This is a genomic window from Bartonella sp. A1379B, from assembly GCF_002022485.1.
In the GTDB taxonomy this organism is placed as follows: Bacteria; Pseudomonadota; Alphaproteobacteria; order Rhizobiales; family Rhizobiaceae; genus Bartonella; species Bartonella rochalimae.
This window is the reverse complement of record NZ_CP019780.1, coordinates 906,869-922,980: the sequence shown is the minus strand read 5'-3', so window position 1 is coordinate 922,980 and position 16,112 is coordinate 906,869. Positions and strand designations below refer to the sequence as shown.

The window sequence follows — 16,112 nt, the reverse complement described above, 5'->3', positions numbered from 1 at the left end:
TTTGGCGCTATACCTTCTCCAACTTTTGGTGTTGTGGGGTTGGGTGCTGTTGCAGGATTGATTCCTTTAGGAATTCCGGGGTTTTTTATGTCATTAGTCATTCTGTCACCGTACTATTTTTTCTACCTTTAAAGGTTTTAAAATTTTGTTTTTAAAAGTTGTATTTTGTCATTAAGAGGTGTTTTATGCGCTTTGCGTTGCACAAAGACAGGAAGGCTTTTAGGAACGATAGGTTGCCGGCGAAGAGTATGTATTGCACCAGATGCTGCAGATGGACCATGAGCTTGTGTAGCTAAAATACTGCGGAACTGATTGAAATCACTTTTCAATTGATCACGGACATTTTCCATATGGGAGATTGAACGATCAATATCACGTCGAATACGTGTCGATTCAATCATCCGTGCATCCATTTTTCTATTTTCATCTCGGAATTCTTGATGTTCTTCACGCAGAGTTGAAAGGGCTTGATCAAGACAGGCTGTCCCCATTTGAACTTGTTTTGCAAGCTCACGTCCCATTTGGATAGTGGCAGCTAGTTTGCGTATTGTAATAATCAAAACACTCAATGAGACGAGAGCCAAAAATGCACTTATAAAATTAAACATGAACCAACTCATCAATCATTTCCTCTTCTTCATCAATAGGATTTGTAACTCGGATAGAAAAACTTGTCCCAATTTTACCAAGGGAGCATTTATAAAGTGATTTATTGCCACTGCGTAACCTGATTTGTTTCGCAGCATTGGCAGGAAGGGGTAAAATCTGCCCTACTTTGAGGGTAGATAATTCATTTAAAGTCATTGATCCCTGTTGAATAAAAGCTTCAATGCGTACACGTGAACGACTGACTTCTTGTTTTAAACGTTTGGCCCAAAGGGGATCCGTTCGTTTTGCAGGAGCGCGGAGTGCACGTGTAACGGCTTCTTGGATAGGGCGATGGCAAGTGCGTGGCATTAAAATATTCACGTAGGTTTCCACTTCACCGCATTTCACTCCGAGAGTGCAGGAAAACATTTGTGATTGGTTAAATGTTTCCGCATTAAATTCTTGTGCTTTACATGTTTGTTTGAAGATTAAAAGTGATCCATCACCGATACCAAAAACACCATCTAACGCATAGGCTAACAATTTTCCAAAAGTTGCACCGACTTTGCTTTCTATCGGACTAAAAGGGCGTCCATTGCGATTTGTTACCATGGGTTCTGAAGCCCCAAAAAATACTTCTGTTGCTAGTTCTACGAGTGTTGCATCAAGAACAAAAATAACGTCATTTCCCCAACGATCGGAGTTGAAATAAACCAGAAGTGCTTCTGTTCCAATTGCTTGAGTAATCTGATCCGCTTTCAGTGTGTCAAGTGATTGTACATCTGTCGTAAATTTTAAAGAGGTATAATTGCTTAAGCGCATACACAGATTACTTGCTGCATCACGGAAGACATATTGAAATGACATGAGGTCATCACTTGATAGGCCAGCTGCACGTAAAATATGTTGGGTCAGCGCATCTTGTTTTTTATCTTCTTGCGCTTTTTCTTCGTTTTCTTGTTTTTCGATCGGTTCAGTCATATTTAGGCGGCCTCTTTTTCACTACCTTGACTAGCGATTGCGTGTTGTTCCATAATATCAATTGTTGGACGGTCTTTTGCTGAGATGGTTTTACGACCGTACTCGAGTGCTATTTGTGGCATTGCGCCGTTCATGTAAGCCAACAGTGTTTGTTTAACAACAATGTAAATACGCACTTTTTTATTGCGTACCGTTTTTATTTTTGAGGCAAGAGGGCCAAAGATACCATAAGCGAAAAAAATACCAGCAAAGGTCCCTACAAGAGCAGCTCCAATTAAGTGTCCTAATACTTCTGGCGGTTCACTTATGGCTCCCATAGCTTTAACTACACCTAAAACAGCTGCAACAATTCCAAGAGCTGGAAGAGCATCAGCCATATTTTGCATTGCTTGATAGGGTTTTTGAGAATCGTATGAAATTGTATGAATTTCTTCATCCATTAAAGCTTCAATTTCAAAAGGGCGTGTATTTCCCATGACAATAAGACGGCAATAGTCACAAATAAAATTGGTTAAAGATTCATCTTTTAAGATCAGAGGATATTGCTGGAAAAGCGCAGATTCTTTTGGATTGTCAACATGAGCTTCCATTTCAGATTTTGATTTTGAACGCATTTCCCGCATAAGAACATAGAGTAAACCCAATAGTGATAAAAAATCTTTTTGTTTTGGAACAGCATCTTTCATTGCTTCTATCGTTGCTTGCAATGTGTCTTTAATAGCGGGAATAGGGTTGGAAACAATAAATGTTCCAATAGCTGAGCCTAAAATGATAACAAATTCCCATGGTTGTACTAAAACATCAAGATGACCTCCCATAGCGACATAACCGCCAAGTATGCATCCAAAAATAATTATTAATCCTATAATAACACCCAAGGCTGTGAGCTCCTTATTTTTAATTTTTGTGGAGAAATAAATGTCTATGCTTGTGTAAAACTTACCATTTATTTTCTTAATATTGTATAAAAGTATTACAATATTTTATAAAAGTGTTAAGAGATATAATAATTTAAAAATAAAAAGCATTTTATCTATTAATAAAGACTTGTGAAATATTTCTTACGTTAATAATAAAGTGGTTTTATCATAAGCTTTAGGCAAGTTTTATGCTTTAAATTGGGGCTTGTGTAGAGAGGGGTTTCCTGTGATTAGCACATATACGAGTTATAGAAGTACAATTGATAATATGAAGCAAACGTTTGATAGGCTTTTTCAAAAGCCACAAGTCAAACGTGAGACAGACTATTATGTTAAGCATATTATTGGTGTGAAGTCGGTTGATGATTTTTTGGCAAATGATAAAATCTATAATTATGCTATGAAAGCTTATGGATTGGAAGATATGATTTTTGCTAAAGGCATGATTCGTAAGGTTCTTTCAGATCCTGAGTATGCATCTCAATTAGTAGATAAGCGTTATCAGCAATTTGCAGAGGCATTTAATTTTAGCAAATATGGTGAGAAAGCGACACAAAGAGAGAGTGCAAAAACGGTCACCGTGAATAAATATATGCAACAAACATTAGAAGTTGAAGTAGGCGAAGTTAATGAGGGGACACGTCTTGCTTTGTATTTCACTCGGACTATCGGAGGAATGGTGCAGAATAATGTTCTGACAGAAAAAAATTGGGCTTATCAGATTTTGAGCGATAAGGCTTTATCAGCTGTTATTTTTAAGGCCTTCAATATTTCTGAGAATGTGCTTACGTCGCCAATTGAAGTGCAAAAATCTTTGTTAGAGTCGCGTATGTCACTTAAGGATTTACAAGATCCAAAGAAGTTAGAACACCTCATTGCAAAATTTTCTGCTATGTATGATGTACAAAATCAAACAGTTGTTAATCCTGCTTTAATGATTTTGCAAGGATCAAATGTAGGTAGAGGTTTAGCTTTTTCAAATGAAACAATAATGGCTTTACAATCTTTCAAACAGGGTGGTCTGTAAGTAAGTATTGATAAGATTCAGAAGGGACTAGGTATATGCAAAATCCGATTTATGTGGGTGTTTCAGGCCAAATTGGCTTGGAACGGCGGATGGAGACTATTGCGCAAAATATGGCAAATGTGAATACACCAGGTTTTCAAGCGGGTGGTATGAAGTTTGATACATTATTGTCTTCCGTTGCACATGAACAGGGTGATCGTGTGTTTTTCACAAGTGCTGGCAAGGGATATATTTCCACTGATCGTGGTTCTTTGGTAGAGACGGGTAATGCGCTTGATATTGCTGTAGTAGGCGATTCCTATTTTTCTATGCAAGCATCTTTCGGACAAGTGTATACTCGTGATGGACGAATGATTATGACTCCGGAAGGGGGATTGGTTTCTGTAACAGGGTTACCTTTTTTAGATGAGGGAGGGGCACCAATTCAGCTTAATCCAGCAGGGGGGACACCACGTATTGTAGCTGATGGAAGTATCTATCAAGATAATGCATTCGTTGGGAAAATTGGTTTATTTCAATTTCAGCCAGGTACCCAGTTGCGTTATGGACCGAATTCTTCTGTGATACCTGATAAAGCAGCTTTTCAATCAGAAGGGGGAAGCGGTGATACTGTTGTGCAAGGGTATATTGAAAGTTCGAATGTGAATGGTGTGATAGAGATGACTCGCCTTATTGAAGTAAGCCGTGCTTTTGAACGTGTTGAATCAATGCTTCGTCAGCAAGAAGAAATGCGTTCTAAATCTATTCAAATTTTGAGTGGAAAAGTATAAATATTTGATCATAGAGGCTTTGTATTGAAGAGTATGTATGATGCTAGAGAGTGAAAATAATTTTATGCCAGAAGTTGTTTTAGTTAATGCTACGCCAACAACTGATTCAGTTATAAATTCTTCTCTTGCTGATGCAAAAGATACTGATATTCATGCTGAGGAATCAGATGATACGGTAAATCTTCTCAAAGATGTAACAAATGCTGATTCAAATACTGACATAATTGAGACACCTCCTTCTCCTACTGCTTTAAATCGATTGCTTGATTTTGCAAAACACAAAAACGATCATTATTCTCACCTTGTGAGTCAAGGTGGTGTTATTAGCGATGTAGCACGAGGGACATTAGTTGCACGTGGTTTATCACAGTCTGTCTTATTAGGTGATACAGTATCCGTTGAGTGTGAGTCACAGTTTCTACGAGGTGAAATTATTCGTGTTAATGAAGAAAGCGTTTTAATTAAACCTTATGATGAAACTGTCGTTCCTATGCTTTCTGCTTCTGTTTTTCCAAAAGGTCCTCTTTTTGTTGCTCCAGATCGTTCTTGGTGTGGACGAATTGTTAATGCTTTTGGAGAGGCTATTGATGGCAAGGGAGGATTATCTTCTGGGCCACGAAATATGGCAATTGAGACCTATGCACCTCCAGCACTGAAACGTGCGCGTGTGGGTGCAGGATTACGCACGGGCATTAAGGTTATTGATATTTTCACGCCCCTTTGCTTTGGGCAGCGCATTGGGGTTTTTTCTGGTTCTGGGGTAGGGAAATCGACTCTTTTGTCTATGATGATGCAAGCTGATCATTTTGATACGGTTGTTTTAGCGCTTACAGGAGAGCGTGGCCGTGAAGTGCGTGATATGCTTGATGATGTATTACACGATAAATTACACAAATTGATTGGAGTGATCGCAACGGGTGATGAAAGTCCGATGATGCGCCGTTTAGCCCCAATTATGGCGACAACAATTGCTGAATATTTTTCTTCTTTAGGAGATAATGTTTTGCTTGTTGTCGATTCTGTTACGCGCTATGCGTTAGCAACTCGAGAAATTGCTATTACTGCTCATGAGCCACCTGTTTCACGTGGATTTCCTCCACGCGTTTTTAGTGAATTGCCCCGTTTATTGGAACGTGCAGGTCCCGGCAGGGAAGGAAAAGGATCTATTACGGGTGTTTATGCAGTATTGGTTGATGGTGATGACCATAATGATCCCATTGCTGATACTATTCGTGGGATTTTGGATGGTCATATTGTTCTTGATCGTGCCATTGCTGCACAGGGAAGATTTCCTGCCGTTGATATCCTTTCTTCTATTTCACGTTTGGCATCTCATAACTGGACCCCTGAACAATGTACATTGGTTAAAAATTTGAAAGAGATGATTTTTCGCTACGAAGAAACACGTGATTTACGCGCTATGGGTGCTTATCGTCCAGGGACAGACCATGTTCTTGATCAAGCAGTTTTTTTAGTCCCATCTATTTATGCTGCAATGAAGCAAAGTCCCGATATGGCACTTATCAGTGATCCCTATGAAGAATTAGCTAAGTTATTGAAAAGTCAGTAATAGTTGCTAGCGGTAAAAGGGAGAATTATTTTTCAAGAGATTACATTTTGTTGTGTACAGGCTTGTGTTTGGTTAGTATTTTTTCTTTTCATGGTTTATGATGTATTTAGAGAAGTTTGAAAGAGGCAACATAGGGTGTTTAGAAAGCTTGATCGGTTTTCTATAAATCTAATAAATTAAGAGTATGTTTGCAAAGTTCTATGTGAATCTGTTGATAGAAAAAGGAATACTGTTTGAAAAGATTTCTCTCCCATTGCTGATAAACCGTATAGATTAATTTTGAGTTAAGCCTTCATAAACAAGATAAGTTTTTTCTTGGTTGAGTTGTGAAAATTTCTTCTTATCAAAGAAATGAAGGGTAGCATCGCGATGATTAAGTGTGATGCGTATATTGTTTATCAAGTCAGGAAGTTAATTCATTCATGGCAGTTAATATTTTGTTATTATGATTGATAAAAGTAAGGTGTTGTAAAGACATCTATAGTGCGGGGCTGGGTATGATTTCATTTTCTTGTAGATTTAAAATGCGAAAGCAAGTCTCGCACAAGTTTTCTTTATTATGATGGTTTGAAGTAAAAAGGGTAAGAATTATGGATTCGGTTAATTTTTTTGAGATGGCAAATAAACAAGCAAATTGGTTATCTGTTCGCCAAAAGGCAATTGCGAGTAATGTCGCGAATGCAAATACACCGGGGTATAAAGCCCGTGATGTAGAGGACTTTACAGCCGTTTTACAAAATAAAACGATTTCTATGGCTGTGACGAATGTTCATCATATGGATATAACCGAAAATGGTATGGAAACGCATATTATCCGCCCTGAAAATGTTATGGAAGTTACGCATTCAGGTAATGATGTCAATTTAGAAGAAGAAATGCGTAAAGGAGGGGATGTTAGTCGCGAAATATCTCTTAATACTGCTATTGTAAAAGCTTTTCATCGAATGACAATGGCAACAGTTAGAGGAGGAGCTTAAAGATGTCTGATCGTCTTATTGCAGCAGAACAAATTGCTACAACCGGTTTGAGTGCTCAGTCAACACGTTTGCGTGTTATTGCTGAAAATTTAGCCAATGCGAATTCAACGGGAAAATCTCCAGGTGCTCGACCTTATCAGCGCAAAACAGTGAGCTTTGAAGCGACGCTTAATCCTTACATTGATGCACAAGGTGTACATGTAACACGGATTAGCACTGATAAAGCGCCTTTTATTATGCGTTATGAACCAGGTCATTTGGCTGCTGATAGTAATGGTTATGTGAAATATCCTAATGTGAATTCGATTATAGAAATGGCAGATATGCGTGAAGCAAATCGCTCATATGAAGCAAATTTACAAGTAATTCGCCAAGCGCGCGATTTAATCTCACAAACGATTGATTTATTAAAAGGATAAGCTGTTTTATCACCTTAATTAATAGGTTTTATTTTGAATTTTGTAGGAGCATATAAAATGATTGAAGCATTTACTTCTGTTGTATCACACAATACCCTTGATTCTTTGGGGCAAGCCAGCAAACAAATGAGTAGTCTTAATGGGCAGCAAATCTTGCCTGGTGTAGTAGGAAACAATGTCAGTTTTGATCAGGTTTTATCTGAGGTTGTAGAAGTTGTTGGTACAAAATTACAAACAGCAGAAAGTCTTTCCATAGATAGAATCTCTGGAAGTGATGTTGGTGTGCGCGAAGTTGTAAATTCGGTAATGGAAGCTGAACGGTCTTTAAGTACAGCTATTGCTCTCCGTGACAAGCTTGTACAAGCATATCTTGAAGTAAGTCGGATGCAAATTTAGCATGAGCACGATAGTGTTTAGAAAAGTATAGGAAAAAATTATGGTCATGAAATCACTGTCAATTGCGGCAACAGGTATGGCTGCCCAGCAAACTAATCTTGATGTTATTGCTAATAATATGGCGAATATTAACACGACGGGTTTCAAGCGTGGGCGTGCAGAATTTGCAGATTTGATGTATGTTGCAGATCGTGCAGTTGGTGTTCCTAATATGCTTAATCAAGCTGTTATACCTGAAGGAGCAATGATTGGGATGGGTGTGCGTACTGCTGCTGTTCGTACGATTAATACCCAGGGGGCTTTTGTGCAAACTGGTAATGCCTTAGATCTCGCTATTAATGGAAATGGTTGGTTTGAAATACAAGATCCCAATGGCAATGTTTTTTATACTCGTTCAGGTGCTTTTAATTTAAGTGAAACAGGGCAGATAGTAACATTGGAGGGCAATTTAGTGCAGCCTGTTATTACTATTCCTATAGGGAGCAAAAATGTCACAGTCAGCCCTGATGGGACAGTTTATTATCAAACGGATACAGATCCTAATGCTGTGGAAGCGGGACGGTTTCGTTTAGTTAATTTTGTCAATGAGGTTGGTCTAGAGCCAATAGGGGATAATCTTTTCCGTGAGACGCAAGCTTCTGGTGCACCGGTTCCAGGAGATCCAAAGGAGGATGGATATGGCAGCATTATGCAAGCAATGCTTGAAGCTTCTAATGTTGATCCAGTCAAAGAAATGACAGAGCTTATTGCAGCACAGCGTTCTTATGAAATGAATTCTAAAGTAATTCAAGCATCAGATGAAATGGCAGCAGTTGTTTCTAAAAATCTGAGGTAAATGGTATGAAAAATTTTTCGCTTTTTCTCATAAGTTTTTTTCTCTCGTTTTTTTTATTAACAGCAGCTTATGCTGATCGGATTGGTTTTCTGGTTCCTGATAAGTCTATTTATGCTGGTCAACGTGTAAGTGATATGGGTTTAAGCGAAAAGCATTTTTTTATTAAATCTGATGCAGCCTCCTTGTATGTGACGGATATGAAACAAATTCTTCACAAAGTAGCAAAACGTACCTTAACAGCAGGTCGGCCTATTCCTCTTTCTTCTTTAGGAGATCCAGTTTTGGTCGAGCGTGGTCAGGCAACAAAGTTGATTTTCCAAACACATAATTTGCAAATTACAGCTCTAGGAGTTGTTTTACAGTCGGGATCTTCTGGTGATGTCATTCGTGTTCGCAATTCCGATTCAGGGCGTGTGGTTACGGGAACCGTTTTGCAAAATGGTGATGTAAGAGTAGGTTTTTAATGATTATGCGTTTTTTTGCTTGTTTCTTGTCTTTTTGGATTCTCTTTATTCCAGCATTTGCAGATGAAGGCGGGAAAAATGTTGAACAATATAACTCTACAGTGGAAGCTGATGCTGCCTGGTTGGGGTCGGGCGGTCATCCTGCACAAATGCATTATTCAGATTTAGCGCGTTCGAGTGCAGTAGCTCGTTTAAAAGATATTGCGATTATCCAAGGTGTTCGTTCTAATCAATTAGTGGGTTATGGTTTGGTGATTGGTTTAAATGGTACTGGTGACTCTTTACGAAACGCACCTTTTACAGAACAATCTATGCGAGCTATGCTGGATAATTTAGGAATTAGCCCTCCTGCGGGTGCATCGCGTGTTAATAATATAGCTGCTGTTATTGTAACTGCTGAAATGATGCCTTTTGCAACTCCAGGATCACGGATTGATGTAACGGTTTCTTCTTTGGGGGATGCAACATCTTTACAAGGGGGCACATTAGTGATGACACCGCTCCTTGGAGCAGATGGTAAAACTTATGCGGTGGCACAAGGCAATATGGTTATTTCCGGTTTTGGGGCTAAGGGAGCTGCAGAAAGTGTAACTCAAGGTGTGCCTACATCGGGTCGTATTCCAAATGGTGCACTTGTAGAACGCAAGATTGATGGAAATTTCAACCATAGTAACGAGATTATTATAGAGTTACGGAATTCGGATTTTTCGACAGCAGTCCGTATGTCTGATCTCATTAATATTTTTGCTAATAAGCGTTATAAACAAAGTGTTGCTAGAGAGCGTGATGCGAAAACTATTGTTTTAAACAAACCGCGTAATATTTCAATCGCACGCTTTATTGCTGACATTGAAGGATTACCTATTCCTACTGATGAGGTGGCTCGTGTAGTTGTTGATGAACGTACAGGAACTGTTGTTATTGGTGAAAAAGTACGTGTTTCACGTGTTGCTATTTCACATGGTAGCTTAACAGTACGTGTGACGGAGGAACCGAGTGTTTCACAGCCTAATCCTTTTAGTGAAACAGGTGATACAATTGTGGTTCCGAGAACATCAATTGATGTTGATCAGCCACTCTCTAATATTGGTATTTTGAATGGCGTCGATTTAGATAGTCTTGTTAAAGGGTTAAATCAAATTGGTGTCAAACCAACAGCAATTATAGCAGTTCTGCAGGCAATTAAAACCTCAGGCGCTCTTCATGCGGAGCTTGTTGTCCAATGATAAAATTACGTTTTTATGTTTTTTCTTTATTTATAGTAATATTTATGGCTTTTCCGGTTGGGAGGGGATATGTGAAAAATGCACCTGTGCCAATTCCTGCACCAAATAAGATTGCTTCATCTATAGAAAATGTAGAATCTATAGAAAATGTAGAACAGTCACCAGTTTCTACTGAAGTGCCTAAACAAAAAATTGAAACTGTATCCCATCAGTCAGTTCAGCCGAAGGAGGCAATAGAGACTGAGGTAGATACGAAAGCTCCTATTGTTTCATTGATACAAGAGAAGTCTGGAGGAAGATCTGAGGGGATATCTGGAGTAAGTACAGAAGAAATAGAGCGTTTTTGTAGCAATATTGGGAGTCAGGCTGCAGATGCGCGTTTTCAGTTACAACGCAAACAATTACAAGAATTACGTGATCAAATTAGTGAACGTGTGAAAATTTTAGAAGAAAAGCAGAACGAATATCAAATTTGGCTTAATAAACGCAATGAGTTTTTATCAATGGCAGAGAGTTCTTTAGTTGAAATTATTACGAAAATGCGTCCTGACGCTGCAGCTGCTCAATTGGCTTTGATGAATGATCTTGTTGCAGCTTCGCTTGTACTTAAGCTGAGTCCTAAAGTGTCGAGTGCTATTATGAATGAATTACCGCCTGAAAAATCAGCGGAATTAACTCAAATATTAGTGAGTGCACAACAAGCATCAACAAAAAAGAAATAAATGCAATATGCGATAGAAGTAAAGATAGTATAATTATGCAAGTAAAACAGATAAAAAGTACAAATAAATACTCTTCTTTCTTATATTTAATAATTGGTTTGACTACCATGTCTATAATATTAGCCAGTTGTTCTTATAATGTAAAAGATTTTAATTCAGCACCAAATTTTTCACCGGTTCGTGCTGATTTAGGATATGCTTCTTCGCATGCAGCAAGTATTTATCCACCAGCACCGAGTGAAAGTCGATATTCGCTTTATCGTTCAAGCGCTAGTAGCTTTTATCGGGATCCGCGTGCAATGAAGCCAGGTGATGTATTGACCGTGCAAATTTTCATTAATGATCGTGCTAGTTTAAACAATAAAAGTGATTTAAAGCGTGATTCTAATTCCAAATATACAATTGGAGCCGGATATTCATTTATGGACAAGTTAGCTGGTAGTATTGAAGGTGGCTCATCGAGTCAGTCTAAAGGGGATACTAAGGTAGAACGACAAGAAAATATTCGTTTGTCTATTGCAGCTATTGTAACAGATGTTTTGCCAAATGGTAATTTGGTCATTAATGGTTCACAGGAAGTTCGGGTTAATAATGAATTGCGTATTCTCAATATTGTAGGATTAGTTCGTCCACGTGATATTTCAGGCAATAATATGATTGATTATGATAAAATTGCTGAAGCGCGCATTTCATATGGAGGCCGTGGACGTATGAGTGAAATACAACAACCTCCTTATGGTCAGCAATTACTCAATCAGATTGCGCCTTTTTAGAGAATGAATATATAATTAATTTTATTGTTCATTATCAAAAAATAGAAACTTATCAAAAGTAACTTTTAATTACATTATTTATGTGACAAGATTTATGTGACAGGGAATTTTTATGGCAGAAGAGTCGAAAAAAGAAGAAAACATTGTGCAACGGGAAAGTAGCATAAAAGTTTTTCTGATTGTTGGATTTGTTTTGACATTGGTTGCTGCTGTTTCTGGGTGGTTTTTAGGAGCATGGGTGAGTCGGGAGATGGCGCCAACTTCTAGTAATTTAAAAGAGTTACCAATGACTAAAACTCCAGAGAATCTTATTGCTGCTGATTCCCATATTGTTACTTTGCCCCCTATTTTAACTAATATTGCAGTACCAGAAAATGCTTGGATTCGAATGGAAGTCTCTTTAGTTATTAAGCCTGATGAGAATATTGAAGCTACACTGACAGCTGATATATCAAATGATTTTTTAGCATTTTTGCGACAAGTTACAATCGATCAGGTTAAAGGGCCGTCAGGGTTAATGAATTTGCGTGCTGATCTTTTAGATCGTGCCAGAGTTCGTTCCGGTAATAAAGTAAGTAATATTTTGATTTCAAGTTTGGTAGTAGAATCATGAAGCGGCTTGGCGGTTTTGTATTGATGATATTTTTGTTAGCAACAACAGTTGCTTTTGCGCAAAAAACAGGTGCTGAGAATGCTAGTGGTATTGCTGGATTATTTTCTTATCCTGAAGGTTCAATTAGTGGACGGATAGTCCAACTTTTCGGCCTATTGACTATTTTATCAGTAGCTCCTGGTTTATTGATCATGGTTACCAGTTTTACTCGTTTTGCCATTGCTTTTTCACTGTTGCGAACAGGTTTAGGATTACAAACAACGCCTTCCAATCTTGTGATGATCTCATTAGCTTTGTTTATGTCCTTTTATGTAATGGCTCCGACATTTAATACGGCATGGGAGGAGGGGGTCCAGCCTTTAGTAAATAATAAAATCAGTGAACAACAAGCGATAGAAAAAATTAGTCAGCCCTTTCGAGAATTTATGATATCGCAGGTCCGTGAGAAAGATCTTGACTTGTTTGTTAATCTCTCTGATTCTTCTCTTCAAGTTAAAACAGGTTCTGATATTGATTTTCGAGTTTTAGTTCCTGCTTTTATGATTTCTGAATTACGTCGTGGGTTTGAAATAGGCTTCCTTATTGTTCTTCCTTTTTTAGTGATAGATCTTGTCGTAGCTACGTTGACAATGTCAATGGGAATGATGATGTTGCCACCAACGGTTATTTCTCTACCATTTAAAATTCTATTTTTTGTATTAGTTGATGGATGGAATTTATTAGTTGGAAGCTTAATAAGATCTTTTTAAAGTTATATTTAAGCTTATAAATTAGTTTTATTGTATTAATTATTTTTAATAAAATTAATAGAATTATAATTTATTCCTACTAGATATGATATTAGTTTCTTTTATAAGATACTATATATATTTTAATAGGATATATTTGAAAAAAATATTATAATTTATAAATTCTTATTGAACATTTAGCGTTTGAAATTATAAGACTAATTAAGAACACATTGTAAGCTACTAAATAGGCCGTACTCATTATTAGTTAACTTTATACTATATCGCTAACAGTATAAACTTTGTTTAAGTTTTCCATTTATTATAACTAAGTATAAATATAGACTATATTCATCTTATAATAATTTTGCTTGTAAATATTATATTCAAATAAAATAGTTGGGATAGAAACAATCGCACCTAAAATTTTCAGTAGAAGATTACCAGCATTGTTCTCTGTGAATTCAGGTCCAGAAAAATCTGATGTATATAAACAACAGTCTCCATTAATAAAAATTCATTATGATGCTAAAATCAAAATAAATCAATAGTCAATAATGATTTAAATACTTGAATTTATTTGTGATTTATTAAGAACATTATCAATATCTCTCATGCTTCAGTGAAAATGATAACCAAGATTGATAACTTTACATATAATATTTTTTGTTGCATATAAAATCCGTTTTAAATTTTATAGTTTAATGGTAGGGTAGATTATGCACAAAATGCTACATATAATCTTTACGTTTTTGAGTTTTTTCTTATTGAATGTGTTTTACGTTTTGGCTGAAGTTAATAGCAATCCCAGTGTAGTAAATGATAGATTTTCAGGCGTACCTATTATTGCAATCAAACCAGAGGGTGCGCCTCTTGTTATTAATGGAGGAACATTTAAGGCAGTTTCTGTAGGGATTTTGGCTAATGGTATTGGAGCATTTAGTGCTACAGGAATTGATATACAGGCAGGTATTGTAGGTATAATGCCTGGAGGTGCAACTGAAGTGCATTTAAAAGATTCAGTTATAAATATTAAGAATCCTGATGGACAAATAAGTAAGGGGTATGGTATTTTTTTTGGATATGATAAGAAGTCCTCTAATACCGTGAGCGGTAATGGCAAGAACGGAAGCGGTGGTATAAGTTTCGTTGCTCCAAGTCTTGTAGATCTTACCAATACAAAAATTTTATTTAGCGAAGTAGGTATTATAGCATTTCAATCAGGTATTGTGTCACTTAAAAATTCAGAAATTCGTTCTAATATTTTATTAGGAAGTTATGCTAGTGATAAAGAGGTTTTACCTTCTGTTAACATGTTGAGAGTTTCTGCAAGTCATTCTATTCTAGAAGGTTCAGCACAAGCTGAAGGAGTGCAATATTCATTTTTAACTCTTAAAGACGATTCAAAATGGATCATACCAGTTAATTTTAATATTAGTGAAGAAAAACTGAGTGCAAAGGAGCAACAAGAATCTGTTCTGCATATGCTTACACTTAATAATAGTGCTGTTATATTTGATCAAAAAGGTAGTGGTATTTACCAAACTTTACGCATAGAAGATCTCAAACAAAGTGAGATGGGACATTATATAGCAGTTGGTAATGTTAATATTCATTTTAATATGGGGGTGAGCAGTTCTGATAAAAACGGTTCTAATAAATACGGTTCTGATAAACTTATAATCACCGGAACTGATGTATTCGGTACTACTAAAGTTCATATTAATTACGTTGAAGATCAGAATGTAGAGGAAAACCGTAGTGCAACACGTGTTACTAAAAATGCAGTTATTTTGCCAAAGGAAGGAGTTACGATTATTGAGGTTCGTGGTGGATCTGCAAATAAAAAGTCCTTCCAATTAGTTCATGGTTATACTGTATTTAATAGCTTGCCTTATAGGTATGTTCTTAATAGTAAAAGAGAAACTTCTGGTATTGGGTCTGGTATTTGGAAATTCAATTTGTCAAATGGATATGTTGATGCCCAATCACAAGTGAAAGCCCTTGTACCACAAATGGCTAGTTATGTGGTTATGCCGAATGCTTTATTTTCTGCTGGTTTCTCTGATATCAGTAATCAGAATGGTATATTAGCTGATGTGCAGGAAACGTTAAATGTTGCAGGTAAAAAGACGAGTTCTGTCTTTTTATCTTCTTATGGTAATGCAAAAACTTTTTCATCTATTCGTAATCCGTTGCAATATGGTTATGGTGCGGATATACGTTATGCTGCTCTACAAACTGGTGCTGTGTTAGGTTCTTTTGAAAATGCAAATACGGTTACCCGTGTCGGTATGTTAGGAACTTATGGTCAATTATCTTTTACGCCAAAAGATATGGAAGATTCTGCTAAAAGTACTCTTGATAAGTGGTCCATTTCAGTTTTCGGTAATATGCAGCATGATAACAATTCGTATATGAATGCGCTCTTTTCTTATGGTATCTTGAAAGGGCATATTAAGACTGCTGTTGTCGATAATGTAGCAAAACTTGATGATAAAAAGATGTTAAGTGTATCTGCAACTGTCGGTCACAAATTAGCAACTGGTAATAAAAGTGTATCTTTTGAACCGCAGGCGCAAATTGTTTATCAACGTTTGATGTTTAATACTATTTTAGATAGCGATAATCTTGAAGTTAATATGAAGGATCCTCATCAATGGTTAATGCGTGTAGGTGGTCGTTTAACCAAAACGCTTCCTGTTGTTGAAAAGAATAGTTTCATTGCTTTCTATGGAAAAATGAATGTTATAAAGACTCTTAGTTTTAGCGATACCATAGAAGTTGGTGATACTTTTTATCTTGATTCTATGGGCTCTGCTATTGAGGGTGGTTTAGGTGTTAATGTGCAGTTAACTAACAATATTTTTGTACATGGTGATGCTAGTTATCAGCAAAGGTTATCAAAAACTGGTATGTCTGGGGCATCTTTTTCCGGAAAGCTGCAGTATCGTTTTTGATAGGTTAATGCGACTTTAGTAAAGAGGTAATGTACTTTATTTTCTTCTTTATGTATAAATCTTTATTCTTCTTAGAGCTTTGTGGTCTTCAGAAGCGTCCCAAAAGGTAGACTTTGATAATAAAGATCATTTATGATTTCATA

Annotated in this window: 17 protein-coding genes; 14 read left to right on the top strand and 3 right to left on the bottom strand. The window is 36.8% G+C overall.

Annotation, left to right across the window (positions count from 1 at the left end; translation table 11 throughout):
* Positions 1-137 precede the first annotated feature (137 nt).
* The 3 genes from BA1379B_RS03975 to motA are packed head-to-tail and all read right to left on the bottom strand — an operon-like array spanning position 138 to position 2,447.
* Positions 138-608: a BAB2_0123 family type IV secretion system effector gene (locus tag BA1379B_RS03975; protein ID WP_035007126.1), complete on the bottom strand. Its 471-nt coding sequence runs from the start codon at positions 606-608 to the stop codon at positions 138-140.
* Positions 601-1,569, bottom strand: a complete 969-nt coding sequence (locus BA1379B_RS03970; RefSeq protein WP_035007127.1) for a FliM/FliN family flagellar motor switch protein — start codon at positions 1,567-1,569, stop codon at positions 601-603. The genes BA1379B_RS03975 and BA1379B_RS03970 overlap by 8 nt, the downstream gene beginning before the upstream one ends.
* A gap of 2 nt (positions 1,570-1,571) precedes the next feature.
* On the bottom strand, positions 1,572-2,447 hold the full coding sequence (gene motA / locus BA1379B_RS03965; protein WP_035007128.1) for a flagellar motor stator protein MotA: 876 nt from the start codon (positions 2,445-2,447) through the stop codon (positions 1,572-1,574).
* A 268-nt stretch (positions 2,448-2,715) separates the two neighbouring features.
* Here motA and BA1379B_RS03960 point away from each other — a divergent pair, with 268 nt between their 5' ends.
* The 14 genes from BA1379B_RS03960 (at position 2,716) to BA1379B_RS03895 (ending at position 15,969) form a co-directional block, all read left to right on the top strand.
* A complete protein-coding gene (locus BA1379B_RS03960; RefSeq protein WP_035007130.1) occupies positions 2,716-3,516 on the top strand; it encodes a DUF1217 domain-containing protein in 801 nt (266 codons plus the stop codon).
* 35 nt (positions 3,517-3,551) lie between these two features.
* A complete protein-coding gene (gene flgF / locus BA1379B_RS03955; protein WP_035007133.1) occupies positions 3,552-4,286 on the top strand; it encodes a flagellar basal-body rod protein FlgF in 735 nt (244 codons plus the stop codon).
* Between the two features lie 40 nt (positions 4,287-4,326).
* Positions 4,327-5,856, top strand: coding sequence for a FliI/YscN family ATPase (locus BA1379B_RS03950; RefSeq protein ID WP_153574817.1), 1,530 nt, complete (start codon positions 4,327-4,329; stop codon positions 5,854-5,856).
* A 590-nt stretch (positions 5,857-6,446) separates the two neighbouring features.
* Complete coding sequence (gene flgB, locus BA1379B_RS03945) at positions 6,447-6,833, top strand: flagellar basal body rod protein FlgB (protein WP_035007135.1); 387 nt, start codon at positions 6,447-6,449, stop codon at positions 6,831-6,833.
* A 2-nt stretch (positions 6,834-6,835) separates the two neighbouring features.
* The gene (flgC, locus tag BA1379B_RS03940; protein ID WP_078673874.1) at positions 6,836-7,252 is read left to right on the top strand and encodes a flagellar basal body rod protein FlgC; all 417 of its coding nucleotides are present in this window, start codon (positions 6,836-6,838) and stop codon (positions 7,250-7,252) included.
* A gap of 57 nt (positions 7,253-7,309) precedes the next feature.
* On the top strand, positions 7,310-7,648 hold the full coding sequence (locus BA1379B_RS03935) for a flagellar hook-basal body complex protein FliE (RefSeq protein ID WP_078673873.1): 339 nt from the start codon (positions 7,310-7,312) through the stop codon (positions 7,646-7,648).
* Positions 7,649-7,694: 46 nt separating this feature from the next.
* Entirely contained in the window at positions 7,695-8,483 is a 789-nt protein-coding gene (flgG, locus tag BA1379B_RS03930) for a flagellar basal-body rod protein FlgG (protein ID WP_035007411.1), read from the top strand.
* 5 nt (positions 8,484-8,488) lie between these two features.
* Positions 8,489-8,947 carry a flagellar basal body P-ring formation chaperone FlgA gene (flgA, locus tag BA1379B_RS03925; protein ID WP_035007140.1) on the top strand — a complete coding sequence of 153 codons (459 nt, stop codon included), beginning with the start codon at positions 8,489-8,491 and terminating at the stop codon, positions 8,945-8,947.
* A complete protein-coding gene (locus tag BA1379B_RS03920) occupies positions 8,947-10,173 on the top strand; it encodes a flagellar basal body P-ring protein FlgI (RefSeq protein ID WP_035007141.1) in 1,227 nt (408 codons plus the stop codon). The genes flgA and BA1379B_RS03920 overlap by 1 nt, the downstream gene beginning before the upstream one ends.
* A gap of 71 nt (positions 10,174-10,244) precedes the next feature.
* A complete protein-coding gene (locus BA1379B_RS03915; RefSeq protein ID WP_236829040.1) occupies positions 10,245-10,895 on the top strand; it encodes a MotE family protein in 651 nt (216 codons plus the stop codon).
* 107 nt (positions 10,896-11,002) lie between these two features.
* Complete coding sequence (gene flgH / locus BA1379B_RS03910) at positions 11,003-11,668, top strand: flagellar basal body L-ring protein FlgH (protein ID WP_035007412.1); 666 nt, start codon at positions 11,003-11,005, stop codon at positions 11,666-11,668.
* 112 nt (positions 11,669-11,780) lie between these two features.
* On the top strand, positions 11,781-12,281 hold the full coding sequence (locus tag BA1379B_RS03905) for a flagellar basal body-associated FliL family protein (RefSeq protein ID WP_035007143.1): 501 nt from the start codon (positions 11,781-11,783) through the stop codon (positions 12,279-12,281).
* A complete protein-coding gene (gene fliP / locus BA1379B_RS03900; protein ID WP_035007145.1) occupies positions 12,278-13,030 on the top strand; it encodes a flagellar type III secretion system pore protein FliP in 753 nt (250 codons plus the stop codon). Before BA1379B_RS03905 ends, fliP begins: the two co-directional genes overlap by 4 nt.
* Positions 13,031-13,794: 764 nt before the next feature.
* Positions 13,795-15,969, top strand: coding sequence for an autotransporter outer membrane beta-barrel domain-containing protein (locus BA1379B_RS03895; RefSeq protein ID WP_236829039.1), 2,175 nt, complete (start codon positions 13,795-13,797; stop codon positions 15,967-15,969).
* Positions 15,970-16,112 lie beyond the last annotated feature (143 nt).

Bases quoted from the DNA above. Each gene is read 5' to 3' on its own strand.
- BA1379B_RS03920 (WP_035007141.1), top strand. From the start codon at position 8,947: ATGATTATGCGTTTTTTTGCTTGTTTCTTGTCTTTTTGGATTCTCTTT.
- flgF (WP_035007133.1), top strand. From the start codon at position 3,552: ATGCAAAATCCGATTTATGTGGGTGTTTCAGGCCAAATTGGCTTGGAA.
- BA1379B_RS03905 (WP_035007143.1), top strand. From the start codon at position 11,781: ATGGCAGAAGAGTCGAAAAAAGAAGAAAACATTGTGCAACGGGAAAGT.
- BA1379B_RS03970 (WP_035007127.1), bottom strand. From the start codon at position 1,569: ATGACTGAACCGATCGAAAAACAAGAAAACGAAGAAAAAGCGCAAGAA.
- flgH (WP_035007412.1), top strand. From the start codon at position 11,003: ATGTCTATAATATTAGCCAGTTGTTCTTATAATGTAAAAGATTTTAAT.
- flgG (WP_035007411.1), top strand. From the start codon at position 7,695: ATGAAATCACTGTCAATTGCGGCAACAGGTATGGCTGCCCAGCAAACT.
- BA1379B_RS03950 (WP_153574817.1), top strand. From the start codon at position 4,327: ATGCTAGAGAGTGAAAATAATTTTATGCCAGAAGTTGTTTTAGTTAAT.
- flgA (WP_035007140.1), top strand. From the start codon at position 8,489: ATGAAAAATTTTTCGCTTTTTCTCATAAGTTTTTTTCTCTCGTTTTTT.
- fliP (WP_035007145.1), top strand. From the start codon at position 12,278: ATGAAGCGGCTTGGCGGTTTTGTATTGATGATATTTTTGTTAGCAACA.
- BA1379B_RS03935 (WP_078673873.1), top strand. From the start codon at position 7,310: ATGATTGAAGCATTTACTTCTGTTGTATCACACAATACCCTTGATTCT.
- BA1379B_RS03975 (WP_035007126.1), bottom strand. From the start codon at position 608: ATGTTTAATTTTATAAGTGCATTTTTGGCTCTCGTCTCATTGAGTGTT.
- flgB (WP_035007135.1), top strand. From the start codon at position 6,447: ATGGATTCGGTTAATTTTTTTGAGATGGCAAATAAACAAGCAAATTGG.
- flgC (WP_078673874.1), top strand. From the start codon at position 6,836: ATGTCTGATCGTCTTATTGCAGCAGAACAAATTGCTACAACCGGTTTG.